General features: G+C 68.6%; 24 protein-coding genes. 15 read left to right on the forward strand and 9 right to left on the reverse strand.

Annotated features, from left to right (window positions below; all coding sequences use genetic code 11):
• From fabG to AC07PZ_RS00300, 7 genes are all read right to left on the reverse strand, one after another.
• Entirely contained in the window at positions 1–792 is a 792-nt protein-coding gene (gene fabG, locus AC07PZ_RS00270) for a 3-oxoacyl-ACP reductase FabG (RefSeq protein WP_495292991.1), read from the reverse strand.
• Entirely contained in the window at positions 792–3,056 is a 2,265-nt protein-coding gene (locus AC07PZ_RS00275; RefSeq protein ID WP_495292992.1) for a N,N-dimethylformamidase beta subunit family domain-containing protein, read from the reverse strand. The genes fabG and AC07PZ_RS00275 overlap by 1 nt, the downstream gene beginning before the upstream one ends.
• 7 nt (positions 3,057–3,063) lie before the next feature.
• Positions 3,064–3,405, reverse strand: coding sequence for a N,N-dimethylformamidase alpha subunit family protein (locus AC07PZ_RS00280; RefSeq protein ID WP_495292993.1), 342 nt, complete (start codon positions 3,403–3,405; stop codon positions 3,064–3,066).
• 31 nt (positions 3,406–3,436) lie between these two features.
• Positions 3,437–5,008, reverse strand: coding sequence for an ABC transporter substrate-binding protein (locus tag AC07PZ_RS00285; protein WP_495292994.1), 1,572 nt, complete (start codon positions 5,006–5,008; stop codon positions 3,437–3,439).
• A gap of 55 nt (positions 5,009–5,063) precedes the next feature.
• A complete protein-coding gene (locus AC07PZ_RS00290; RefSeq protein ID WP_495292995.1) occupies positions 5,064–6,362 on the reverse strand; it encodes an aminotransferase class III-fold pyridoxal phosphate-dependent enzyme in 1,299 nt (432 codons plus the stop codon).
• Positions 6,363–6,664: 302 nt separating this feature from the next.
• Positions 6,665–7,312, reverse strand: a complete 648-nt coding sequence (locus tag AC07PZ_RS00295) for a TetR/AcrR family transcriptional regulator (protein WP_495292996.1) — start codon at positions 7,310–7,312, stop codon at positions 6,665–6,667.
• 97 nt (positions 7,313–7,409) lie between these two features.
• A complete protein-coding gene (locus AC07PZ_RS00300; RefSeq protein WP_495292997.1) occupies positions 7,410–8,096 on the reverse strand; it encodes a GntR family transcriptional regulator in 687 nt (228 codons plus the stop codon).
• A 159-nt stretch (positions 8,097–8,255) separates the two neighbouring features.
• On the opposite strand from AC07PZ_RS00300, the gene AC07PZ_RS00305 reads away from it, so the two are divergent.
• The 10 genes from AC07PZ_RS00305 to AC07PZ_RS00350 are packed head-to-tail and all read left to right on the forward strand — an operon-like array spanning position 8,256 to position 17,565.
• A complete protein-coding gene (locus AC07PZ_RS00305) occupies positions 8,256–9,029 on the forward strand; it encodes an SDR family NAD(P)-dependent oxidoreductase (protein WP_495292998.1) in 774 nt (257 codons plus the stop codon).
• 46 nt (positions 9,030–9,075) lie between these two features.
• Positions 9,076–10,284 carry an ABC transporter substrate-binding protein gene (locus tag AC07PZ_RS00310; protein WP_495292999.1) on the forward strand — a complete coding sequence of 403 codons (1,209 nt, stop codon included), beginning with the start codon at positions 9,076–9,078 and terminating at the stop codon, positions 10,282–10,284.
• Between the two features lie 52 nt (positions 10,285–10,336).
• Positions 10,337–11,239 carry a branched-chain amino acid ABC transporter permease gene (locus tag AC07PZ_RS00315; RefSeq protein ID WP_495293000.1) on the forward strand — a complete coding sequence of 301 codons (903 nt, stop codon included), beginning with the start codon at positions 10,337–10,339 and terminating at the stop codon, positions 11,237–11,239.
• Positions 11,236–12,192, forward strand: coding sequence for a branched-chain amino acid ABC transporter permease (locus AC07PZ_RS00320; RefSeq protein WP_495293001.1), 957 nt, complete (start codon positions 11,236–11,238; stop codon positions 12,190–12,192). The genes AC07PZ_RS00315 and AC07PZ_RS00320 overlap by 4 nt, the downstream gene beginning before the upstream one ends.
• Entirely contained in the window at positions 12,189–12,953 is a 765-nt protein-coding gene (locus AC07PZ_RS00325) for an ABC transporter ATP-binding protein (protein WP_495293002.1), read from the forward strand. The genes AC07PZ_RS00320 and AC07PZ_RS00325 overlap by 4 nt, the downstream gene beginning before the upstream one ends.
• A gap of 25 nt (positions 12,954–12,978) precedes the next feature.
• On the forward strand, positions 12,979–13,686 hold the full coding sequence (locus tag AC07PZ_RS00330; protein WP_495293933.1) for an ABC transporter ATP-binding protein: 708 nt from the start codon (positions 12,979–12,981) through the stop codon (positions 13,684–13,686).
• A 33-nt stretch (positions 13,687–13,719) separates the two neighbouring features.
• Positions 13,720–14,472 carry an SDR family NAD(P)-dependent oxidoreductase gene (locus AC07PZ_RS00335; protein WP_495293003.1) on the forward strand — a complete coding sequence of 251 codons (753 nt, stop codon included), beginning with the start codon at positions 13,720–13,722 and terminating at the stop codon, positions 14,470–14,472.
• Positions 14,473–14,489: 17 nt separating this feature from the next.
• Positions 14,490–15,224: an SDR family NAD(P)-dependent oxidoreductase gene (locus tag AC07PZ_RS00340; RefSeq protein WP_495293004.1), complete on the forward strand. Its 735-nt coding sequence runs from the start codon at positions 14,490–14,492 to the stop codon at positions 15,222–15,224.
• Entirely contained in the window at positions 15,221–16,930 is a 1,710-nt protein-coding gene (locus AC07PZ_RS00345; protein ID WP_495293005.1) for an FAD-dependent oxidoreductase, read from the forward strand. Before AC07PZ_RS00340 ends, AC07PZ_RS00345 begins: the two co-directional genes overlap by 4 nt.
• 26 nt (positions 16,931–16,956) lie before the next feature.
• On the forward strand, positions 16,957–17,565 hold the full coding sequence (locus AC07PZ_RS00350; RefSeq protein WP_495293006.1) for a glutathione S-transferase family protein: 609 nt from the start codon (positions 16,957–16,959) through the stop codon (positions 17,563–17,565).
• Positions 17,566–17,596: 31 nt separating this feature from the next.
• Here the strand turns inward: AC07PZ_RS00350 and AC07PZ_RS00355 are convergent, their stop codons facing one another.
• Positions 17,597–18,595, reverse strand: a complete 999-nt coding sequence (locus AC07PZ_RS00355; protein ID WP_495293007.1) for a xylose isomerase — start codon at positions 18,593–18,595, stop codon at positions 17,597–17,599.
• 95 nt (positions 18,596–18,690) lie between these two features.
• Positions 18,691–19,608, reverse strand: coding sequence for a LysR family transcriptional regulator (locus AC07PZ_RS00360; protein WP_495293008.1), 918 nt, complete (start codon positions 19,606–19,608; stop codon positions 18,691–18,693).
• A gap of 77 nt (positions 19,609–19,685) precedes the next feature.
• Between AC07PZ_RS00360 and AC07PZ_RS00365 the strand changes: the two genes are divergently transcribed.
• Genes AC07PZ_RS00365 through AC07PZ_RS00385 form a run of 5 tightly spaced genes read left to right on the forward strand, consistent with a single transcriptional unit; the run spans position 19,686 to position 23,671 of the window.
• A complete protein-coding gene (locus AC07PZ_RS00365; RefSeq protein WP_495293009.1) occupies positions 19,686–20,618 on the forward strand; it encodes a prephenate dehydrogenase in 933 nt (310 codons plus the stop codon).
• A gap of 50 nt (positions 20,619–20,668) precedes the next feature.
• Positions 20,669–21,496 carry an ABC transporter substrate-binding protein gene (locus tag AC07PZ_RS00370; RefSeq protein ID WP_495293010.1) on the forward strand — a complete coding sequence of 276 codons (828 nt, stop codon included), beginning with the start codon at positions 20,669–20,671 and terminating at the stop codon, positions 21,494–21,496.
• Between the two features lie 28 nt (positions 21,497–21,524).
• Complete coding sequence (locus AC07PZ_RS00375; RefSeq protein WP_495293011.1) at positions 21,525–22,211, forward strand: amino acid ABC transporter permease; 687 nt, start codon at positions 21,525–21,527, stop codon at positions 22,209–22,211.
• A gap of 4 nt (positions 22,212–22,215) precedes the next feature.
• Positions 22,216–22,911 (forward strand): amino acid ABC transporter permease, encoded by a 696-nt coding sequence (locus tag AC07PZ_RS00380; RefSeq protein ID WP_495293012.1) that lies wholly within the window; start codon positions 22,216–22,218, stop codon positions 22,909–22,911.
• Positions 22,912–22,942: 31 nt separating this feature from the next.
• Entirely contained in the window at positions 22,943–23,671 is a 729-nt protein-coding gene (locus AC07PZ_RS00385; RefSeq protein WP_495293013.1) for an amino acid ABC transporter ATP-binding protein, read from the forward strand.
• Positions 23,672–23,696 lie beyond the last annotated feature (25 nt).

Below are 23,696 nucleotides of genomic sequence, written 5' to 3' on the forward strand. Positions count from 1 at the left end.
TCAGGCCCGGCCGGCGGCGGCCATCGCCTCGTCGATCGCCGAGGGCGACTCGGGCAACGACTGCCCGCCGTCGACGATCAGCGTCTGCCCCGTGATGGCGCCGGCCTCTCGGCTGGCCAGGAAGAGCGCGCCATTGGCGATGTCGTCGACCGTCGCCAGGCGGCGCAGCGCGCTCATCGTCAGCTTCTTCTGCTGGTAGGCGGTCTTGTTGGCGGGTTGGTCGTCGGTCTGCACGTTGCCCGGCAGCACCGCGTTGACCGTGATGTCCCACGGCCCCAGCTCGATGGCCGCGGAGCGCATGAAGCCGAGCTGGCCGGCCTTGCTCGCCGCGTAATGCGCATAGCCCGGGTAGCCGCCGGTGGTGCCGGTGATCGAGCCGATGATCACGATGCGGCCCTGGCGCTGCGCCTTCATCGCCGGCAGGCAGGCCTGCACCGACAGGAAGGTGCCCTTCAGGTTCACGTCGGTCATCGTGTCGAAGTCCTGCGCCGTCATCTCGTCGATGCGGGCGCGCGGGAAGATGCCCGCGTTGGCGCACAGCACGTCGATGCTGCCGTAGCGCGCGCGTGCCGCCGCCGCCATCGCCTGCATGGCGGCCGGGTCGGTGACGTCGGCAGCGAAGCCCGAGGCCGTGCCGCCGATGTCGCGCGCCACCGCGTCGGCGTCGTCCTGGCGGCGCGCGACCACCAGCACGTGCATGCCCGCGGCCGCGAAGCGCGCCGCAATGCCGCGCCCGATGCCGCGGCTCGCGCCGGTGACGATGGCCGTGCGGCCCTGCATCGAGGCGAACATCAGCGCGGCTCCTCTTCGGTGCCGAAGCCGTCGAACGGCGCCGGGTCCAGGAAGCGGCGCAGCACGTTGCCGGTGATGCGGCTCACGTTGTTGTCGTAGCCGCGGTGCGCGAAGGCCATGCCCCAGGCGATCGATCCGGTGGTGAACACCGCACCGCCGCGCGCGGTCGGGAAGAAGGTCATGTCGGCGCGGATCTGCGAGTTCTGGTCGCCGCCGAGGCCGCGGTGGCTCACGCCGAACTCTTCCGGCGTCGCCAGTCCGCCGGAGCCGAAGGCATCGGCCGTGGCCACGTGCAGCAGGTTCGGCGGCGATCCGAGGCGCATGTCGACGCGGTCGATCTCGTGGCCGCCGGCACCGCCGCGCAGGCCGAAGTCGCCGATCACCTCCTCGGCACCGACGCCTTCGAAGATGAAGGCGGCGCGCGGGTCGTGGCTGGCCGGCAGGCGCCGGTAGGCGCAGCCGCGGTCGAACACCTGCGCGTCGAAGCCGACGCCGACCAGGCGCTGTGGCGGCCGGCCGTTGCTGCGCCACAGGCCGCTGGGTTCGCCGGTGGTCGACAGGCCGTTCTCGCCGGGTTCGCCCTCCCAGGTGCGCGTGCCGGTGAGGCCGCGCCGGATCTCGATGCGGCCGGGCTTGGACGGATGGAAGGCGGTGCGCCAGTAGAAGCCGTTGCCGCCGAGGTAGATGTGGCGACCGCCGTCCGCTTGGTAGGTCTCGAAGGCGTCGAGCATCTGCTGGGTGTAGTACTCGGGATGGCAGCCGGTCACGACGCAGCCGTAGCCCGCGAGCAACTGTGCGCCGTGGCGGTGGATCGCCTCGTCGGTGATGACGTCGTACGGAATGCCGGTGCTGTCGAGCCAGTCGATGACCCGCGTGTCCATCTGGTAGTAGCCGCCGCCGAGGGGACGCATGTTGAGGATGGGGCGCGCCGCGCTCGCATAGCACCAGCCGCTGCCGTCGCCATGGGTGTCGTAGGTCGAGAGACCGAGCTCGCGGTGCTCCTGCAGGTAGACGTCGTCGGGGCCCAGCACCAGCAGTTGTTCGAGCATGGCCTCGGTCGGCTGCAGGTCGAGCCGGATCGCACTGTTCGAGTAGGCCAGGAAGGTCGCGGTCGACGCGACGAAGGCCAGCCGGGCGCGTGCCTTGCCGGGCTGCGCGCCGATGAAGAAGGGCACGTGGCTTTCGGCCGGGCCGCCGTCCGCATCGGTGGCGGTCAGGCGCAGCGAATAGAAGCCGCTGGGCCAGTCGGCCGGGATCGTGAGCGACAGGTTGGTGTCCCAGCCGCAGTCGTCGATGTCGTCGTCGTGGAAATGGATCGCGCCGTACTCGTCGGGCGCCTCCGTCCAGTGCGGCGTGCGTGCGGCCCAGTTGGCGCCTGTGACGGCACGCGTCGGCGCATTGCGCAGCGTGCCGTGCAGCCCGTGCGGACCGCGGTCGGTGCAGGTGTCGCTGCCGATCGCATCGGCGAAGTCCCAGGCGCCCACGAGGTCGGCGTCGCCGCGTTCGGGCCGCAGCATCGCGGCACTGGCGCGCAAGGCGTCGATGCCGGGCACGCCGGCATGCAGGCGCGGCCGATCGATCTTGCCGTTGAAGTGGCCGGCCACGTGGCGCGCAGCACCGTCGTCGCGCAGGTGCGCCGCGAAGGTGAGTGCCAGCGATGAGGGCCAGTCGACCTGCGTCGGTCCGGCCGCCACGCTGTCGTCGCTGCGGTCGCGTCCGGCGAGCCGGTCGAGGCTCAGCTGGAACACGCGCAGCTCGCCGCGTGCCAGGTCGAGCGAGGCGCCGACGAAGGCCCATTCGCGTTCCATCAGCGGCCGCGTCGTCGCCACGCTGAACACGCGGCCCTGCACGCCGACGCTGAAGCTCATCCGCCCCTGCGCATCGAGGCCGAGCCGCCAGCCTTGCTGCGTGTCGTCGCGCCAGCGTGCGAGCACGGTCTGCGCGCCGGCTTCCAGTCGGGTCGGCCAGATCCAGCAGCCGATGCTGAAGCTGCCCATCCCCTGAAGTACCGGCGCGTCGTCGACGACCGCGCAGGAACCCGCGTGGATCGGCTGGTGCGACAGCGCGACCGCGCCGTCGACCGGCGACGGCATCGGCTGCAGGCGGACGCCCGGGCCGGAAGGATCCGGGTCGCCGCAGCGGATCTTCACGATCTCGGCCTGCGCACTGGCGAGGCGGTCGCTGCTGAGCTTGAACTGCACGGTCGAACCGCACGCGGCCTCCAGCGGCAAGGCATAGCCGATCACGGCAACGGTATTGAGCATGGTGGCGTCAGTCCAGATTCAGGGTCGAAAGCGAGTGGCCGGTGAGCAGCTCCCAGCGCAGGCAGAACACAGCCCATTCCGCGTCGGCGATGCTGGTGAAGACCTGGTCCGGAAAGGTCTTGACCGGCTCGCCGCGGCGTGCGGGCAGCTGCGCGAGCATCCAGCGCTTGCCGGGCTCGATCGCGAGCAGCACGTGCCGCAGGCCGGCGCCGGACCAGCGCATGCGGTAGAGCACGAGCTGCAGTTCCAGGCTGTAGTGCCCGCGCGGCGTGCGGCGGAACTCGCGCGCCAGGTCGAGGCGCGTCGGGTCGATCGGGTAGTGCGCCTGAAGGGGGTCTGTGGTGAGCATGGGCGAGCCGCTTTCCGGACGAAGCCTTCGGTCAGGCCTTCTTGACGTTGTAGAACAGCGGCGAGCCGTCGAGCACGCCGCTCAGGCTCTTGCGGTAGGCCGCGGGCTGGAGCATCAGGCCGGTCGGGATGTAGGGCACGTCCTCGAAGGCCTGCACCTGCATCTCGCGCGCGATGCGCTGCTGTTCGGGCAGCGTCGTCGCGTTGAAGAAGGTGTCGAGCAGGGCTTCGTGCTTGGCGCTCTCGGGCCAGCCGAAAGTGCCCTTGGCGCCGATGCCGCGCATGTAGGTGTGCAGCGGCGGGGCGGTCGTGATGATGCCGGGCACGAAGTTGCAGAACAGGCTCCAGCCGCCCTTGTCGATCGGCTGCTTGGACGCCAGGCGCTGCAGCACCGTGCCCCAGTCGAGCGACTGGTAGTCGAGGTTGATGCCGACGCGCTTGAAGTAGTCGCCCGCGACCTCGCTCATCGCGTTGAGCACGGCGAAGTCGGTCGGCACCAGCATGACGACCTTCTCGCCCTTGTAGCCGGCGGCGGCCAGGTCCTTCTTGACCTTGTCGAGGCTGCGCGGGCTGGTGAGCGCGGCCATGCCGCCGTCGTTGGCGAAGGGCGTGCCCGGCAGGAAGAAACCCACGTTGTCGCGCCAGCGCAGCTTGTCCTCCCCCATGGCGGCCATCATGTAGTCGGCCTGGGTGATGCCCGCGAGCAGCGCCCGGCGCACGGCCGGGTTGTCGAACGGCGCGTTGAGCTGGTTGAAGCGGAGCATGGCCATCGAGCCGGCCTTGTCGTGCACCTGCACGTTGATGTCCTTGTGGCCGCGCAGGATCGGGATCAGGTCGGGAATCGGCTGTTCCCACCAGTCGACCTCGCCGGATTGCAGCGCTGCCGCGGCGGTGGCCGCGTCGGGGATGGTGTGCCACTCGACGCGGTCGACGTAGGCCATCTTGCCGCCCGAGGTGAAGGCCGCGGCGCCTTCGCGCGGCACGTAGCCCGCGAACTTCTGGTAGACCGCACGCGAGCCCGGCACGCGCTCGCCGGCCACGAAGCGGAAAGGGCCGCTGCCCACCATCTCGGTCACCTGCACCGACGGCTCGGTCGCGGCGAGCCGCGCCGGCATGATCGGACACATGCCGCTGGTCTTGCTGAGCGCGAGCGGCAGCATCGGAAAAGGCTTCTTGAAGCGGAAGCGCAGCGTCTTGTCGGTCGGGGCGCTGAGCTCGTCGAGCTGCGCACGCATCAGCTGCCCCAGCACGTCGACCTTGGACCAGCGCTCGATGCTCGCGACCGCGTCGCGCGCCAGCACCGGCGTGCCGTCGTGGAAGCTGAGCTTGTCGCGCAGCGTGAGCGTCCAGGTCTTGCCGTCGTCGGTGATCTGGTGGCCCGCCACCATCTGCGGCTGCGGCTGGAACTGGTTGTCCACCCCGTAGAGCGTGTCGAACACCATCATGGCGTGGTTGCGCGTGACGAGCCCGGTCGTCTGCACCGGGTCCAGCAGCGCCAGGTCCGCCTGGGGCACGAACTTGAGCACCTTGGCGGATTGCCCGATCGCGAAGCCTGGCAACAGTGCGCCGGCGGCGCCGGCCTTGAGTACATCTCTGCGTTTCATGCGGTTCTCCTGGAGCTGGGAAGAGGTGAAGTGAGGGTGGAACAGGGCGTGCGCGTCAGGCCGGCGCGGTCGCCAGCGCGGCGCGGCGGATGCGCTCGATCACGCGGGCGTCGGCCTGCGGCGGGAGCGAGGCGTGGGTTCGGCGCAGCTCGGCGAAGGCGTCGTCGGTGCGCTCCAGCGTGAGCGCCACGTCGGCCGGCGTCAGTGCCGCGTTGATGAACATGTTGTGGTACGGATGCAGGTACACGCCGCGCCGGATCGCGGCGGCGGTCCAGGCATAGCCGAGACGCATGTCGGGGTCGTCCGCAAAGAAGATCTGCGGCATCTGCGCCGGGCCGGTCTGGCGCATGGCGAAGCCGTGGCTGCGGGCCTGCGCATCGAGGCCGTCGCGCAGCAACTGGCCGGTGTGCGCGATGCGCTCCAGGTAGTCCGAGTCGCGGATCTCGTGCAGCGTGGCAATGGCCGCTTCCATCGGCACGGCGGAGAACCAGAACGAGCCCGTCACGTAGATCCGCATGGCTGCGTCGCGCGCCTTGTCGGAGCCGAGCAGCGCCGAGATCGGGTGGCCGTTGGCGATGCACTTGCCCCAGGTGCTCAGGTCGGGCTGCACGCCGAGCGCCGACCAGCTGCAGTCGCGCGCCATGCGGAAACCCGCACGCACGTCGTCGACCACCAGCAGCGCATCGCGCTCGTCGCAGATGCGGCGCACCTCGCGCGCATAGGCCGCGTCGGGCAGGTACTGGTCGCCAAAGGCCTCGTGGCGGAACGGCGTGGCGAAGATGCCGGCCAGGTCGTCGCCGGCAAGCTCGACGGCTTCGGCCAGGCTCGCCAGGTCGTTGTAGCGGAACGGGATGATGTGCGCGCGGTCTTCGGGCGTGCTGCCGGCCGCCTGCGGCATGCACCACGGCGCCGCGCCGTGATAGGCACCTTGCGCGAGCAGCACCTTGCGGCGCTGGCGGTGCGCGCGCACGCAGACCAGCGCCATGGCCGTCGCGTCGCTGCCGTTCTTGCAGAACATCGCCCAGTCGGCGTGCGTGATGGTGTCCACGAACAGCTCGGCCAGCCGCACCATCGCGTCGCTCGGGCCGGTCATGGTGTCGCCGCGCTGAGCCTGCGCGCGGGCCGCCTGCTCGACCTTCTCATGGCCGTAGCCCAGCAGGTTCGGGCCGAAGGCGCACATGTAGTCGATGTACTCGTTGCCGTCGACGTCCCACAGGCGCGAGCCCTGCGCGCGCTGGAAGAACTGGGGGAAATCCGCCGGCAGCAGCCGCGTCGATTCATGGCCGTACATGCCGCCCGGCATCACGCGTTCGGCACGCGCCTGAAGCGCCTTGTTCTGGATATTTGTCCACATGAGAGAACCGTCCTTGCTTGTGTTGGTCGACGAACTGGAGGCGCTGTCGGCCTGAAGGACCGATGCGTCTTGATCGATATTAATTGATAGAAAATTCGACTTCAACAACAATTTGACGTTTCGTGTGCCGCAGATTCATCGTGGTGCGGAGTGCCCCTCAAGTGGGCATTCCCAAGAGAAAAATCGACTGAAGGAATGCACGCGCAAGGATCGTCGCAAGGACGATGCCAAGTCGAAGCTTACTTGTAGATTATTCGAGAAATAGGGTGGTGACCCTAGGTTGCGCCAACGCCGCCCGGTGCTCAGGCCTTCGGCTGAAGCACTTCCGGCATGAAGCAGCGGAGATAGGCGTTGGCCGCGCGGACCGACTCCAGGATGTAGTCGTCGGTAATGCGCCCGTGGGCGCTGTACGACAGGGCCCAGACCCCGTCGGACACCGCGAGCGCGACGCCGAGGCGCTTCTCGAGATCGGGGATGCGCGGCATCTCGAAGTAGCGGGAGAACTGGTCCATGCGCAGGCGCGTCAGCACCGTGTTGCCATGCATGTCCAGGTTGCGCACCTGCACGCTGACGCCGGCGCCCATGAAGAGCCGCAGCGCCGCGGGATGGTCGTTCAGGTAGCCGGACGAACGCCGCTGGTTGCGCTCCACCATCTCCTGCCAGCTCTGCGGCGCGGGCTCGTGCGGCTGCGCGGCCAGCCGCCAGAGCTCGGAGTGGAAGCGCTGCGCCAGGGCGACGAAAGCCGCGTTCCGGTTCGGGAAGAAGTGGTAGACCGACGCCAGCGGCACGGCCGCGAGCTCGGCGATCTGCGCCAGGCTGATCTCTTCGTTCAGGCTTGCGGCCAGCAGCTTTTCCGTGGCGTCGAGCAGGGCGTCGAAGCGTTCCTGCGCATGCTTGCGCACCGGATTGCGGGGGCCGCTTCGCGGGCGGGCGACGGGTTCGGAATTCATGAAGCCTTGCAGGTCTGGGGTGCGGTGGCGTCGAAACGCGGCGATCGCGAATCGTACCGGCAGCAATGGCCGCATGTACCGCAACTTGCGCGCCAGGCTAAGCCGCGGCCCCGCCGTCCTTCATCAGGCGCTCGAAGTTGTTCCTGAAGATGATGCCCGCGTAGTACACGTGCTCGCGCATCAGTTGCTCCGCGCGGGTGCAGTCGCCGGCCAGCACGGCTTCGACGATCCGGTGGTGGTCGCCGTGGGATCGCAGGATCACGGCGTGCTCCACGTCCCACAGCACGATGCGGTCCGAGGCATAGGGAATGTTGTGCGCCTGCTCGGCGAACCGGCTCAGCCACGGATTGGACGACGCCGACAGCAGCGTGTTGTGCAGCGCGACGTTGATCTGCTGGTAGGGCTCGTGGTCCTCCGGCAGCAGCACGCCCTTGCCGAGGATGCGGTCGCCATCGGCCAGGCAATCGCGCAGCGTCTGCGCCTGTGCGGCGCTCAGGCCGCGCTGCGCCGCGCTCCGGCATGCGAGCCCTTCGAGCACCGCGCGCACCTCGTAGGCCGCGACGATCGTCTCCAGTTCGAACGCCCTGACGAGGTAGCCGCGCTTGGGCTGGTGGTCGATCAGCCCCTCGTTGGCGAGCGCCTGCAGCGCGGCACGCACCGGCGTGCGCGACACGCCCATGGCCTGCGCCGTCGGAATCTCCTCGATGCGCTCGCCGGCCTTGAACCGCCCGTGGAGAACCCAGTCGCGCAGCGTGTCCGTGACCTGTTGGGACAGTGTTTCCAAGGCGGTCTCCCCATTCATCGAGCAATTTTGTTGATGGCATCAAGTATACGTGGATGCCTTATTTAAGCGTTTAACAGGGTAAACCCCGTGATTTATTCGCTTGCATGTATACATACTCCCGCCCTGACCTGAGACATAGAGATTTTGAAAGGGACATGCATGCCAGACAGTTCAACGCAAGGCCGGTTGGCGGTGGTCACGGGAGGCGGGCGCGGTATCGGCGAGGCCGTCGCGCGCAAGCTGGCCGCCGAAGGCCTTCGGGTGGTGATCGCCGACATCGACGGCGCCAACGCGGCGCGCGTCGCCGAGAGCCTGGGTGCGCCGCATGCCGCGCGCACGGTCGACGTATCGGACGAAGCCGCCGTGCAGGGCCTGTTCGAGGACGTGGAGTCGTCGTTCGGCGCGGTGTCGGTGCTGGTCTGCGTGGCCGGCCTGCTGATCCTGCCGAATGGCGAGCGCCCGCTGATCAAGGACATGACCGTGGATACATGGGAGCGCAGTTTCGCGGTGAACACCCGCGGCGCCTTCCTCTGCAGCCGCGAATACCTGCGCCGCCGTGAAGCGGCACCCGCGGCGGACGGCCGCGTGGTGTTCTTCGGCTCGGTCGCGGCGCAGCTCGGCGGCTACCGCTCGAGTTCGGCCTACATCGCCGCCAAGGCGGCCGTCCACGGCTATGCCAAGGCTTTCGCACGCGAGGCCGCGCACCTGGGCATCACGTCCAACGTCATCGCCCCCGGGCTGATCGACACCGAGATGCTGCGCAGCACCGTGTCCAGCAGCGGCGCGCTCGCCGCCGTGGCGCAGAACATTCCGCTCGGCCGGGTCGGCACGGTGGACGACGTGGCCGCCGCCGTGAGCTACCTGGTGTCGCCGGCTGCGGCGTACATCACCGGCGACGTGATCGACGTCAATGGCGGCTACCGCATGCAGTGACGCAACGCTTTTCCCCGCGCCTCTCGACAAACCAGAAGGAGACAACATGAAACGACTGAAGAACCTGATCGCACTGGCCGTCTGCGGCCTGACCCTTGGCGCTGCGCATGCGCAGCAGGACCCGGGACTCACCGACAAGACCATCAAGATCGGCCTGTTCGGCCCCTTGTCCGGCAACTCGATGGCCTATGGCTTCGACGTGATGAACGCGGCCAAGATGTACTACGACAAGGTCAACAAGGAAGGCGGCATCAACGGCCGCAAGATCGAACTGGTGATCGAGGACGATCGCTGCAACGCCAACGACCTGCTGGCCGCCGTCAAGAAGCTGACCGAGCAGGACAAGGTGTTCGCGCTGAACGGCGGCTCCTGCTCCGCGGCGGTGGTCGGCGCGCGCGAGTACGTCGAGCGCTCGCAGATCCCGTTCGTGATGCTGAACGCCTCCGGCGACGGCGCGCTGTATCCGCCGTCGAAGTACATCTACGGCGCCTTCTCCATCTCGCAGCGTGCGGTGGGCGGCTCGATGGTGCAGTTCGCCGTCGAGCACCTGAAGGGCAAGAAGATCGGCTACATCAACCATGACGACGCCTATGGCGGCTGGAACCTCGAAGCCGCGGAATTCCAGGCCAAGAAGCTCGGCGTCGACCTGCAGGTGCAGTCGGTGGCGCCCAACCTGACGGACGTCACCGCGCCGATGCTGAAGATCCGCGCGGCCAACCCGGACGTGCTGCTCATCACCACCTACGCGCGCCCCGTGAGCCTGCTGGTGAAGAAGGCGCAGGAGCTGGGCTGGACCAAGCCGATCGTCATCGCGGTCAACGGCACGGCCGACCTGAAGCAACTGGTGGAGAACGTCGGCAACAAGGAAGCGTTCAAGAACGTCTACCTGCAGGAAGTCATGACCGACGTGGCCGGCGGCCCCAAGCTCAAGTGGGTCTACGACATGTACAAGAGCTACTACCCCGAGCTCGCCGCCAAGCCCGGCTATCCGCAGACCTACATGCCCTACGGCATTCCGTCGGCGATGACGGTGGTCAACGCGCTGAAGGCCGCGGGCCCGGACCTGACCCGCGAGAAGTTCCTGACGGCGCTGTCGCAGACCAAGTTCGAGTCGAACGTGATGGCCGGCCCGATCGAGCTGACGCCGACCGACCACGCGGGCCAGAAGTCGGCCATCTACCTGAAGTTCGACGGCACCAACATGGCCGCGGTTCCGGGCGCATACCGCAGCCTGTGGACCTACCAGCCCAAGTAATCCACCAAGGAGGGAAGGCCGCCCGCAGCGTGCGGGCGCCTTCCGCAACGCTATGAGTTTCAGTGAGATCTGGCTGTTTCTGCAGCAGGGCGTGTTGTCCGGCCTGGTGACCGGCAGCGTGTATGCGCTGCTGGCCATCGCCATCGTCGCCATCTTCAAGACGACCGACGTGCCCAACTTCGCGCAGGGCGAAATCTTCATGATCGGCGGCTATGTGGCGCTGTCGCTGCTGCTGATCGCCGGGCTGCCCTATGCGCTGGTCATTCCGCTGACGGTGGTCGCGGTGGCCGTCGGCGCCGCGCTGTTCCAGGGCGTCGTGATGGAACGCGTCACGCATTCGAAGGGCGTGGGCCCGCAACTGGTGATCGCCACGCTGGGCCTGGCCTACACGCTCAAGGGCCTGGTGCGCCAGACCGGCCTTGGCGACACGCCGCGCTCGCTGCCTTCGCTGGTCGCGAACGACCCGGTGATCATCGGCGACGCGTTCCTGACGCGGCTCGACATCACCATCTTCTTCAGCTCCGTCGTGCTGATGCTGCTGATCTACCTGATGTTCAGCCGCACCCGTATCGGCAAGGCGATGCGCGCGGTCGGCATGAACCCGCGCGCAGCGCAGATCGTGGGCATCCGCCTGTCGCACATCCGCATGATGGTCTGGGCGATGTCCGGCGTCATCGCGGCGCTGGCGGCGCTGCTGATCACGCCCAAGGTGCTGATCACGCCCGACATCGCGCACATCGCGATCCTGGCGTATGCCGCGGCGATCGTCGGCGGCTTCACCAGCCTGCCGGGCGCGGTGCTGGGCGGCCTGATCATCGGCATCGTCGAGAACCTGGTGGGCCTGTTCATCTCCACCAACGCCATCGTGGTCGCGCCGTTCCTGGCCATCCTCGTCACGCTGGTCGTGCGCCCGCAGGGCATCCTGGGCGGCAAGCCCCAAGTGAAGAAAGTATGAAATCCATGACCCGTGACCACTGGGCGCTGCTGGTCGGCGCCCTGATCCTGATGGTCCTGCCCTTCACCGTGTCGGGCTATGTGCTGTATGTCGTCAACCTGCTGGCCGTCTTCGTCGTGCTGTCGCTCGGCATGCACGTGGTGATCGGCGAGGCCGGGCAGTTCGCCCTGGCGCATGCCGCCTTCTACGGCATCGGCATCTACACGGCCGGCATCATCAATGCGGCCTGGCATCCGCCCTTCGTCGTGTCGATCCTGGCCGGCGGCCTGCTGTCGGCGGTGCTCGGCTTCCTGATCGGCTACCTGGCGCTGCGCATGCGCGACATCTACCTGGCACTCGCCACCTTCGCCTTCGGCGAGGCGATGCAATGGGTGTTCCTGAGCTGGGAGCGCGTCACCGGCGGCTCCAACGGCATGCAGATGCAGCCGGCGGAACTGTTCGGCTACAAGCTGACCAACGACCTGCAGGCCTATCCCTTCGTCATCGTGCTGGCCGGCCTGATGCTGTGGCTGACCGTGGCACTGGCCCGCTCGCAATACGGCTCGGCGCTGCGCGCGGTGCGCGAAAGCGACGTGGCCGCCATGGCGATGGGCATCAACGTCAAGGCCATGAAGCAGAGCGCATTCGCCATTTCCGCGGCCTTCGCCGGTGTGGCGGGCGGCATGTACACGCTGTTCACGTCCTTCATCCATCCGGAAAGCCTGGGCTTCCAGACCACGATCCTGGTGCTGACGATGGTCGTGGTGGGCGGCATGGGCTCGGTGCGTGGTGCGGTGGCCGGCGCCATCGCGTTCGGCCTGATCTCCGAACTGCTGCGCCAGCTGATGTCGGTGCAGGAAATCATCTACGGCCTGATCCTGATGGGCTTCATGATGTTCCGCCCCAAGGGGCTCTTCGCCGACCGCAACAAGCGGGCCGCGCGGCAACACGTGGCGAAGGAGACGACTCAATGAGCGCACAGCCCTTCCTCGATGTCGCGGGCATCACCGTGCGCTTCGGTGGCCTGGTGGCGGTGAACGCGCTGTCGTTCCAGGTCGAGCGCGGCACCATCCATGCGCTGATCGGCCCGAACGGCGCGGGCAAGTCGACCACCTTCAACTGCATCTCGCGCTACTACCAGCCCAGCGAGGGCCGCATCCGGCTCGAAGGCGAGGACGTGACCCATTTCCCGCCGACCCGCATGGCCGGCCTGGGCGTGGCGCGCACCTTCCAGAACCTGGAGCTGTTCGGCGATCTCAGCGTCTACGAGAACGTGCTGCTCGGCTGCCATTCGCACAGCGCGAACACGCTGGGGCGGCTGCTGCGGCGGCCGAGCGGCGAAGTCCGCGACCTGGTCGACAGCCTGATCGAACGCGTGGGCCTGACCCACGACCGCAACACCCGCGCCAAGGAACTCGACTTCGGCCACCAGAAGCTGCTGGAGATCGCCCGCGCACTGGCGCTGAAGCCCAAGCTGTTGCTGCTGGACGAGCCGGCCGCCGGCCTGCGCAACCGCGACATCGAGAAGCTCGACCACCTGCTCACCGAACTCGCCCGGCGCGACGGCATCACCGTGCTGCTGGTGGAGCACGTGATGCAGCTCGTGATGTCGATCTCCAACCGCATCACCGTGATGTCCTTCGGCCAGAAGATCGCCGAAGGCACGCCCAAGGAAATCAGCGAGGACCCGACCGTGATCGAAGCCTATCTCGGCAAGGGAGCCGCCCGTGCCTGAGACCCCACGCAACCCGACCCCGCCGATGCTCGAACTGCGCGGCATCAGCGCCTCCTACGGTGCCATCCAGGCGCTGTCGCATGTGTCGCTGCAGGTGCCGCAAGGCGGCATCGTGGCGCTGCTCGGCAGCAACGGCGCGGGCAAGAGCAGCACGCTCAACGCCATCTCGCGCCTGATCAACCCGACCGCCGGCGAGGTGGTCTTCGACGGCGCGCCGATCCAGCGCCTGCCGTCCGACGAGATCGTGCGGCGCGGGCTGGTGCAGGTGCCCGAAGGCCGCGAGGTCTTCAAGGAAATGAGCGTGCGCGAGAACCTCGAACTCGGCGCTTTCCTGCGGCGCAACCGCAGCGAGATGGCCGAGGATTTCGAGAAGGTCTTCGCCATGTTCCCGCGTCTGAAGGAGCGCGCCGACCAGCGCGCCGCGACCTTGTCCGGCGGCGAGCAGCAGATGCTGGCGATCGGCCGCGCGCTGATGTCGCGGCCTCGCATGATCATGTTCGACGAGCCGTCGATGGGCCTGTCGCCGCTGCTGGTCGAGCAGATCTTCGAGTCGATCCAGCGCCTCAACCGCGAGCAGGGACTCACGATCCTGCTGGTCGAGCAGGACGTGCGCCTCGCGCTCACGGTGGCGAGCCATGCCTACATCCTGGAGAACGGCGAGATCACGCTCGAAGGCCCGTCCGACCAGCTCATCAACGACCCGGCCGTGCGCCGGGCGTACCTCGGCGTCTGACGCGACGCCGTTCCAGCACACACAGGAGACACCATGGATCTATTGAAGGACAAGCTGGCACTCGTCACCGGCGCGGGCGGCGGGCTGGGCTCGGCCATCGCGCACGGCTTCGCCAGGGAAGGCGCGCGCGTGATCGCGGCCGACATCGACCTGGCGCGCGCCGAGGCCGTCGCCGCATCGATCGTCGCGTCGGGCGGCCAGGCCTGGAGCGTCGCCATCGACGTGACCGATCGCGCCGCGGTGCAGGCCTGCGCGGCCGACCTGGAGGCGCGCTTCGGGCCGATCGACGCGCTCATCAACAACGCCGGCATCTCGGGCAAGTCGCGTGTCGACGACCCGCAGGCGACCGAGGTGTGGGACCGGTTGATCGAGGTCAACCTGCAGGGGCTGTTCAACGTCACGCATGCGTTCGTTCCGGCGCTGAAGAAGACGCGCGGCAGCATCGTCAACCTGTCGTCGATCGTCGCCTTCGTGAGCGGCATCTCGTCGGCCGGCTACGTCGCGTCGAAGGGCGCGGTGCGCTCGCTCACGCAGGTGCTGGCGCGCGAGCTCGCACCCTTCGGCGTGCGTGCCAATGCGATCGCACCGGGGCTGATGCTCACCGAGATGATCGCGCCGCAGCTCGCCGTGCCGGGCGGTACCGACTGGTACATGAAGCGCGTGCCGATGGCGCGCGGCGGCGAGGTCGACGAGATCGTCGGTCCGGTCGTCTTCCTCTGCTCGCCGATGGCCAGCTACGTCAATGGCGTGGTGCTGCCGGTCGACGGCGGCTTTCTCTCCGCATGACACAGGACCCGTTCGACATGAACAGCAGCAAACCGATTGCATTGGTCACCGGCGGCGCCGGCGGCATGGGACTCGCCACTGTCGAGCGCCTCGCGCGCGACGGCTTCGCGGTGACGATGGTGGACCGCGACGAGGCGCTCGCGCAGCGAGAGACCGAACGGCTCGTCGGACTCGGGCTGGCCGTGCAGTGCCGCGTGCTCGACCTGACCGACGAGGACGCCGTGCGCGGCCTGGTGCGCTCGCTGCCGCCGGTGCAGGCGCTCGTCAACAACGCCGGCATCTTCGACGAACGCAAGTTCCTCGAGGTCAGCAACGCCGACTTCCGCCGCGCCTACGAGGTCAACCTGATCGCCGTGGCCACGCTGACGCAGGAAGTCGCGAAGACCATGCCGGAGGGCGGCCGCATCGTGAACATCGCATCGCGCGCGTACCTGGGCGCGAAGAACCATCCGCACTACGTGGCGTCGAAGGCGGCGGTCGTCGGCTACACCCGCGCGAGCGCGATGGAACTCGCGCCGCGCGGCATCCTGGTCAACGCGATCGCGCCGGGCCTGATCGACACGCCGATCCTGCGCGCGCTCACGCCCGAGCGGCTGGCCGCGCAACTGGCGTTGCAACCGACCGGCAAGGCCGGCCGGCCTGAAGACATCGCCCAGGCGGTGTCCTTCCTGGTCTCGTCGCAGACCGGCTTCATCACCGGGCAGGTGCTGTTCGTCGACGGCGGCAAGTCGCTGGGCGGGTCCGGCGCATGACTTCCAGCGAGCTTTGGGACGACACCTACGACGTCGTCGTGATCGGCGCCGGTACCGGCGGCATGGCGGCGGCGCTGTCGGCCACCATCGAGGGCCGCAAGGTGCTGCTGGTCGAGAAGACCGACCGGGTCGGTGGATCGACCGCCGTTTCGGGCGGTGCGGTCTGGGCACCGCTGAACGCGCAGGCCGCGAAGATCGGGCATCCCGACAGCTTCGACGCGGCCTGGACGTACATGCGCAACACGGTGGGCGATGCCGCGCCGGCCGAGATGCAGCAGGCCTTCCTGCGCAACTGCGCGGGCATGGTCGATTTCTTCGACCGCCATACCGACGTCAAGCTGGTGGCGCGCAGCTATTCGCCGGACTACCACCCGGACCGCGACGGTGCCGCCATGGGCGGGCGCTCGCTCGATCCGGCGATGTTCGACGGCCGGCTGCTCGGCAGGCACTTTCGCGAGCTGCGCGATCCGCTGCCCGAGTTCATGGTGCTCGGCGGCATGATGATCACGATGACGGATGCCAAGCATCTGCTGGCGGTCACCAAGTCGTTCACCTCGTGGCGCGAGGGCATGAAGCTGGTGCTGCGCTTCTTCGCCGACCGGCTGCGCGGCTACCACCGCGGCACCCGGCTCGTGCTGGGCAATGCGCTGGCCGCGCGGCTCTTCAAGAGCGTGCTGGACCGCCGCATCGCGTACTGGCTCGACACGCCGTTGCAGAAGCTGCAGGTGGACGGCGGCCGCGTCACCGGCGTGTGGCTGCTGCGCGGCGGCAAGACGGTCCGGGTCCGCGCGACGCAGGGCGTCGTGGTGGCGACCGGCGGCTTTCCCTGGGACCCGTCCTTGCGCGGCGAGCTGTATCCGCAGCCGACCGGCGCCTGGTCGATGTCGCCACAGGGCAATCGCGGAGAAGGGATCGCACTCGCGCGCGAGGCCGGTGCGGCGATGGGCAGCGGCCACGCGAGCCCCGCCTTCTGGGCGCCGGTGTCGATCCTGGAGCGCGCGGACGGCAGCGTCGTGCGCTATCCGCACCTGGTGTGGGACCGCGCCAAGCCCGGCCTGATGGCGGTCAACCAGGCCGGCGAGCGCTTCGTCAACGAGTCGACCTCGTACCACGAGTTCGTGCGCGGCATGTACCGGTCGAACGAGACCGTGCCGACGCTGCCCGCCTACCTGGTCTGCGACCACGATTTCATGGAGAAGTGGGGCATGGGCCTGGCGCTGCCTGGTGGCCGTCCCCGCGAGCACCTGGTGCGCGACGGGTACCTGGTCAAGGCGCAGACGCTGCGAGCGCTGGGCGACGCGCTGGGCATCGACGGCGCCCGGCTCGAAGCCTCGGCGCAGCGCTTCAATGCGCTGGCGGCCAGCGGCAAGGACGAGGACTTCGGCAAGGGCGACACCGTCTACAACCGCTACCTGGGCGATGCCGACCAGAAGCCCAACGCCTGCCTCGGCCCGCTGCAGCGCGCACCGTTCTATGCGGTGAAGGTGGTCGCTGGCGACATCGGCACCGCCGCCGGCATCGCGTGCAACGAGAACGCGCAGGCGCTCGACGCTGCCGGCCAGCCGATCCCGGGCCTGTACATGGCCGGCAACGACATGCATTCGGTGATGGGCGGCGAATACCCCGCGCCCGGCATCACGCTCGGCCCGGCGCTGACCTTTGGCTGGATCGCCGGCCGGCATGCCGCACAGTCGCAAGCTCTCTGAACGGCCTGAACTCCTGAACTGAAACCATGAAGCTCTATTTCTCTCCCTTCTCCCCCTATGTGCGCAAGTGCCTGGTGACCGCACACGAGCTCGGGCTGGACGGCCGCATCGAACTGCTGCCGTCGAACGCCGGGCCGGTCCAGCGCGACCAGGACATCATCCCGAAGAACCCGCTGGGCAAGGTGCCGACCTTCATCACCGACGACGGCGCTGTGCTGTTCGACAGCCGCGTGATCTGCGAGTACCTCGACCGGCTCGGTGGCGGCGCGCTGTTCCCGCGCGAAGGCGCAGCGCGCTGGGACGCGCTCACGCTGCAGGCGCTGGGCGACGGCATCCTCGACGGCGCGCTGCTCGCACGCTACGAGGACGTGCAGCGCCCCGAGGCGCTGCAGTGGCCCGAATGGCGCGCCGGCCAGCTCGACAAGGCCGAGACCTCGCTCGCGCATCTGGGCGCGAACCCGGCGCTGCTCGCACCGGGGCGCGTGGACATCGGCACGCTGACCGTGGCCTGCGCCCTGTGGTATCTCGACCTGCGCTTTGCCGGCTTCGACTGGCGCAGCCGGCATCCGGCCGTCGCGCAGTGGTTCGCGGCGTTCTCGGCGCGCCCGTCGCTGCAGGCGACCTGGGCGCTCTGAGCGACCGGCCGGCAGCGGCGAGCTGATCGGGTCAGGGCGTCGGGGCCAGGCCGGCGGCGATCCGCGCCGCCTCGTCGCGCACCCACTGCGCAATGGCGACGTTGTTCTCGAACAGCGAGTACTTCGCGTTCTCGCCGTAATCAGGCATGTCGATCATCTCGGTCGTGATGTAGCGCAGCGGGCTGGCCTCATGGCTGAAGTGGTAGGCCAGGGCCTTGCGCACCACCTGCTTGCTGGGCTCGAGCCGGTAGGCCTGCCAGTCCGAGTGCCATTCGCCCGGCTTCGGCTTGATGAACGGGTACTGGCAGGCGCGCCCCCAGCCACCGCCGCCGTAGCGCTGCGCCCAGACGTTCTTCGGTCCGTTGGGCGCGACGGAACGCACCTGCAGCCACGCGACCATGTCCATCCGCAGCCACTCGTCGAAGACGTTGCCCGCCTCGAACGGGTCGATGACCAGCTCGCCGGACGCCACGTCGGCGCGGATGCCGCTCGCGTCCTGTTCTTCCAGGTTGCCGAGCTTCAGCAGCACGTGGCTGTGGTCGAGGATGAAGTTGAACGGCAGTCCGCGCGCACGCACGCCGCGCGCCACGCGCGCGATGCGGCGGAAGTCTTCCGACCACATGTCGATGTGCACTTCGAAGCCGATCGAGATGCCGATCTTCCGGCCCAGCTCGTGCGCCTGCGCGTAGCAGTCGACCACCTCGTCGTCGGACAGCACGCGGCCGGCCACGTCGGTCGTGTTCAGCAGGATGTTGTGGAACTCGCCGCCCGCGACCTGCGCGGTCCGCAGGTTCTTCTCCAGGTCGGCCCAGGTGCCGCCCAGGCGGTAGACGATCGACCCGGTGCGGATCGGAATGCCGTACTTTTCGGAGGCCAGCATGTACTGCCGTTCCTCGCCCGGCTGGGGAAGGCGGTCGAAGTGGTCGTGCACGCCGGCTTCCTTGACCATCGCGAACATGCTGTTCACTTCTTCGGCCACGGTATGGCGAACGCCGCGGCCGCTGCAGCCGATGGATATCTTGTCGATCATGTCTGTCCCGGGTCCTGGAGATAGCGTGCGGCCCAGTCTAGGTCGGCAAGCGCGACATGGCACTTGATACCTTGTGCGTCGTCGTTAACGCTTTGTTATGGGCGGCGGCGCGCCTTCTTCCTGCCGAACGATGCCTCCCAATGCGCGGCCAGCAGCTGCACGACCTCGCGGCCCGCGCTCGACAGCGGCCGTTCGGCGCTGCTCATGGCACAGGCGCTGTAGCGGATCGGCCGCGCCAGCGGACGCAGCACCAGCCGGTCGCTTTCGCAATGCCGTGCCGTCATGTCGTCGACCACGGCAACGCCCCATCCACTGGCGGCGATGCTGCAGGCCACATAGGCATAGCGCACGTCGACCGTCGGGTCGAGCGGCGGCTCCTGGGTGCCGACCAGGGTGTTCACGATCTTGCCGTGCGGCGTCTCGTGGCCGAAGGAGATCACGTCGGGCCGGCGCAGCATGTCCAGCGTGATGCGCTTCTGCGCCGCCAGCGGATGGGCGGGCGACATCGCGCAGAGCACCTCGCCTTCGCCGATCGGGTGCGCGTTGATGGACGGGTGGAAGTGCTGCACGAACGACACCACGCCGATGTCGCATTCGCCGCTGAGCAACTGGTCGGTGATCTGCGCGTGCGTCGCGATTTCCACCGTGATGTGCAGCCGGGGCATGCGCGTCTTGATGTCGGCGATGGCGCGCGGCACCAGTTCCAGGCCGGTGCTCAGGTTGGACGCGATGCGCAGCGTGTCGGCCACGCCATGGCGCAGCTGTTCGGCAAAGGTGCGGACGCGGTCGATGCTGCGGTAGGCACTGTCGACCTCGCGCTTCAGCGCATGCGCCTCGGGCGTCGGATGCAGGCGGCTGCCGGTGCGCTCGAACAGCGGCACGCCCAGCTTCACTTCCAGGTAGCGCACCAGCCGGCTCACCGCGGGTTGCGACACATGCAGCGCGGTGGCGGCGCCGGAGATCGATCCGGCCTGCATCACGGCGCGGAAGACCTCGATCTGGCGCAGGTTCATGGGCTTAACGTCAAGTTATGGAATTGGCATATTTTGGCATTTGCTAGCCGATGGACCGGCGCTGCACACTGCGCGCCATGTCCTTGCAGCCGGCCTCATCCTCCCTCGGTACCTTGCGCGTCGCCGTCTGCGGCGTCGGCCTGATCGGCGGCTCGATCGTGCGCGCGCTGCGCGTGACCGGCCGGCCCTTGCACATCACCGGCCTCGACCAGGACGCCGCGCTGCTGCAGCGGCTGCGCACCGACGGCTGGATCGACGAGGTCGCCGAGGACGGCGGTGCGCTGTTCGACACGCACGACCTCGTCGTGCTGTGCCAGCCGGTGGGCGTGCTGCTCGACTTCATCCGGCTGCATGCCGCGCGCATCGGTGCCGGCCGCGCGGTCGGCTTCGACGTGGCGAGCGTGAAGGCGCCGGTCGTGGCCGCGCTGGAAGAGGGCGGTGCGGCGGCGCTCCGGCGCTTCGTGCCCAGCCATCCGATCGCCGGCAAGGCGCAGCACGGCTGGGCCGCGGCCGAGGCCGACCTGTTCGCCGGCAAGCGCTGCATCCTCACGCCCGATGCCCGCACCGACGCCAATGCCGTGGCGCGCGTGCGCAGCTTCTGGTCGATGCTGGGCGCGCAGGTCGCGAGCCTGCCGGCGGCAGAGCACGACAGCATCTACGCCGGCATCAGCCATCTGCCGCAACTGCTCACCTACGCCTACCTGCACAGCCTGGCCGTGCGGCCCGAAGCCGCCCACTGGCCGGCGCACCAGGGCTCGGGCTACCGCGGCTTCACGCGGCTCGGTTCGTCCGACCCGGCACTGTGGGCCGACATCGCACTGCACAACCGCCGGCCGCTGGTCGAAGAGATCGATCGCCTGAGCGACGCGCTGGCGTTGATGCGCCACCAGCTTTCCGAGGGCGATACTGCCGCGCTGGCGGAAGCCTTCGCGCTGGCGCGCCGCTTCCATGCGGCAGGCGCCGTGCCCGACCCGTCGGAGGGCCAGCGTCCGCCCGCGCACGCCGCCTGACCGGCCACCCGTTTCCCGTGTTCCCTTCCATCCATATCCAGGAGCTTTCGATGAAACTGTCCGCCACGACCGCCCGCCTTGCGCTGGCCGCCCTCACGGTCCTCGCCTCCTTCGGCGCGGCCGCCGACCAGCTCGCCGACATGAAGGCCCGCGGCACGCTGGTCTGCGGCACGCTGACCACCACCGAGCCGCTCGGCTTCCAGGACCCGCAGACCCGCCAGATCGTCGGCTTCGACGTCGACATGTGCGCCGCCATCGCCAAGCGCATGGGCCTGAAGCTGGAACACAAGGGCCTGTCGATCGAGCAGCGCATTCCCGAGCTGGCCACCGGCCGCGTCGACCTGGTGTCGGCCGCGCTGGGCTACACGAAGGAGCGCGCGCAGCAGGTCGACTTCACGGCGGCGCACTACCAGGTGCCGATCCGCGTGATGGTCATGAAGAGCGCCGGCATCGACAGCTTCGCCAAGCTCGCCGGCAAGCGCGTGAGCGCAGTGAAGAGCGCCACCACCGAGATCTTCGCGCGCCGTGCCTTGCCCAACACCGAGATCGTGACCTATCAGGACGGCCCCTCGGCCTACCTGGCGCTCGCACAGGACAAGGTCGACGGCTTCTCGACCTCGCACACCGCCGGCCTGCGCTACCTGGCGGAGTCGAAGGGCGAGGCGATGTTCATCAACGACAGCCTGGCCTGGGAGCCGACCGCGCTGGGCGTGAAGAAGGGCGAGCCGGCCTTGCTGGCGGCCGTCAATAAGACGCTGGAAGACATGGAGAAAGCCGGCGAGATCGACACGCTGTGGACCAAGTGGTACGGCCCGACGACCCGCTTCGCCTTCGCCCGCGAGAAGAAGCTGACGCCGATCTCGACCTTCGCGCAGTAAATCCGCCTGAGCCCCTTCGAAACCCGTCATGAGAGACCTGCTGCTCGCCAATCCGGATTACGTGACCCTGCTGCTGCACGGCCTGGGCGTCACCGCCCGGCTGTTCGCGCTCAGCTGGGTGCTGGCGATGCTGCTGGCCTCGCTGCTGATGGCGGTGCGCAGCGCCGCCGGCCCCTGGGCGCAGCGTGCGGTGTGGCTCTTCGTCGAATACCACCGCAACGTGCCGGGGCTGGTGCAGATCTTCGTCTGGTACTTCGGCGTGCCGCAGTTGCTGCCCAAGCTGGCGCAGCGCTGGATCAACCGGCACGACGGCGAGTTCTTCCTCTCGTGCATCGCGCTGACGCTCTACGCGGCCGCCTACATGAGCGAAGACCTGCGCAGCGGCCTGCGTTCGCTGCCCAAGGGGCAGGCCGAGGCGGCCCGCTCGCTCGGCATGAACTACCGGCAGTCCCTCATGTACATCCTGCTGCCGCAGGCACTGCGCGCCGCGCTGCCGCCGCTGGTCAACCAGACGCTGGCGCTGTTCAAGGCGTCGAGCCTGGCGATGACCGTGGGCGTGGCCGAGCTGATGCACGCCACGCGCCAGATCGAGAACGAGACTTACCGCACCTTCGAGGCCTTCCTCATCGCGTCGGCCGGCTACCTCGCGATCTCCTGGCTGATCATGGGCGCCGGCGCCTGGGCCAGCCGCCGCTTCACCACCGCGCGGAGCTGAACCGATGCTCGACATCCTTCGCGACTACGGCCTGATCCTGCTGATCGGCCAGTACCCGCAGGGCCCGCTCGGCGGCCTGGCGATGACGCTGATCCTGGCGGCCGCGGCGCTGCTGCTGTCCTTTCCGCTCGCGGTGCTGGTCGGCATCGCGCGCACCTCGCCGATCCGCGCCGTCCAATGGGCCGCGGCGGCCTACGCCAACTCGGTTCGCGGACTGCCGCTGCTGCTGGTGGTGTTCTGGGCCTACTTCGCGGTGCCGCTGCTCACCGGCGGCCAGGTGAGCGCCACGCTGATGATGCTGGTGGCACTGGTGGTCTACGAAAGCGCCTACCTCGGCGAAATCGTGCGCGCCGGCATCGCCGCGCTGCCGCGCGGCCAGCAGGAAGCCGCGCGCACGCTGGGCCTGGGCTACTGGCGAACGCTGCGCAAGGTGATCCTGCCGCAGGCGCTCTACAACATGATCCCGAGCATGCTCAACCAGTTCGTCGTGGTCGTGAAGAACACCTCGCTGGCCTACGTGATCGGCGTCGACGAGCTCACCAACGCCGCCTACCAGATCAACGGCCAGTTGCTGACGCGGCCTTTCGAGGTCTATGCGCTGCTGGCCATCACCTACTTCATCGTCTGCTTCTCGCTCGGCCGTGCCGTGGCGGCGGTGGAGCGCCGCATCGGTGCCTCGCGCCGCAGCCGACCGGCCTGAATCGCCTGACCGCCCTGAGAAAACATCCGCCATGCTCGAGTTCGACAACGTCAGCAAATCCTATGGCGCCACGCGCGTGCTCACCGAGGTGAGCGGGCGCGTCGAGGCCGGCGAGGTCATCGTCGTCTGCGGGCCGTCCGGCTCCGGCAAGTCGACGCTGATCCGCACCGTGAACCGGCTGGAGCCGATCGACAGCGGACGCATCCGCGTCAATGGCCAGGACGTGCATGCGCCCGGCACCGACCTCAACCGGCTGCGCGCCGGCATCGGCTTCGTGTTCCAGAGCTTCAACCTGTTCCCGCACCTGAGCGCGCTGGACAACGTGATGCTCGCGCCGACCGAGGTCGGCGGCGTCTCGCGGGCGGACGCGCGGCAGATGGCGCAGAAGCTGCTCGACCGCGTCGGCCTGGCCGACAAGGCGATGCGCTTTCCCGGCGAGCTGTCGGGCGGCCAGCAGCAGCGCGTGGCGATCGCGCGCACGCTGGCAATGAAGCCGCCGCTGATCCTGTTCGACGAGCCGACCAGCGCGCTCGACCCCGAGATGGTGGGCGAGGTGCTGGCCGTGATGCGGGATCTCGCCTGGCAGGGCATGACCATGGTCTGCGTGACCCACGAGATGGGTTTCGCGCGCGAGGTGGCCGACCAGGTCTGGTTTCTCGAAGCCGGACGGGTGCTCGAACGCGCCACGCCGTCCGAGTTCTTCAATCGGCCGCAGCATCCGCGCGCGCAGAAGTTCGTCGCCGACATCCGGATGGGCTGATCGCCGCCGCCGGCGGAATCATGGC

This window comes from Variovorax sp. GW821-FHT10B04 (assembly GCF_059415645.1).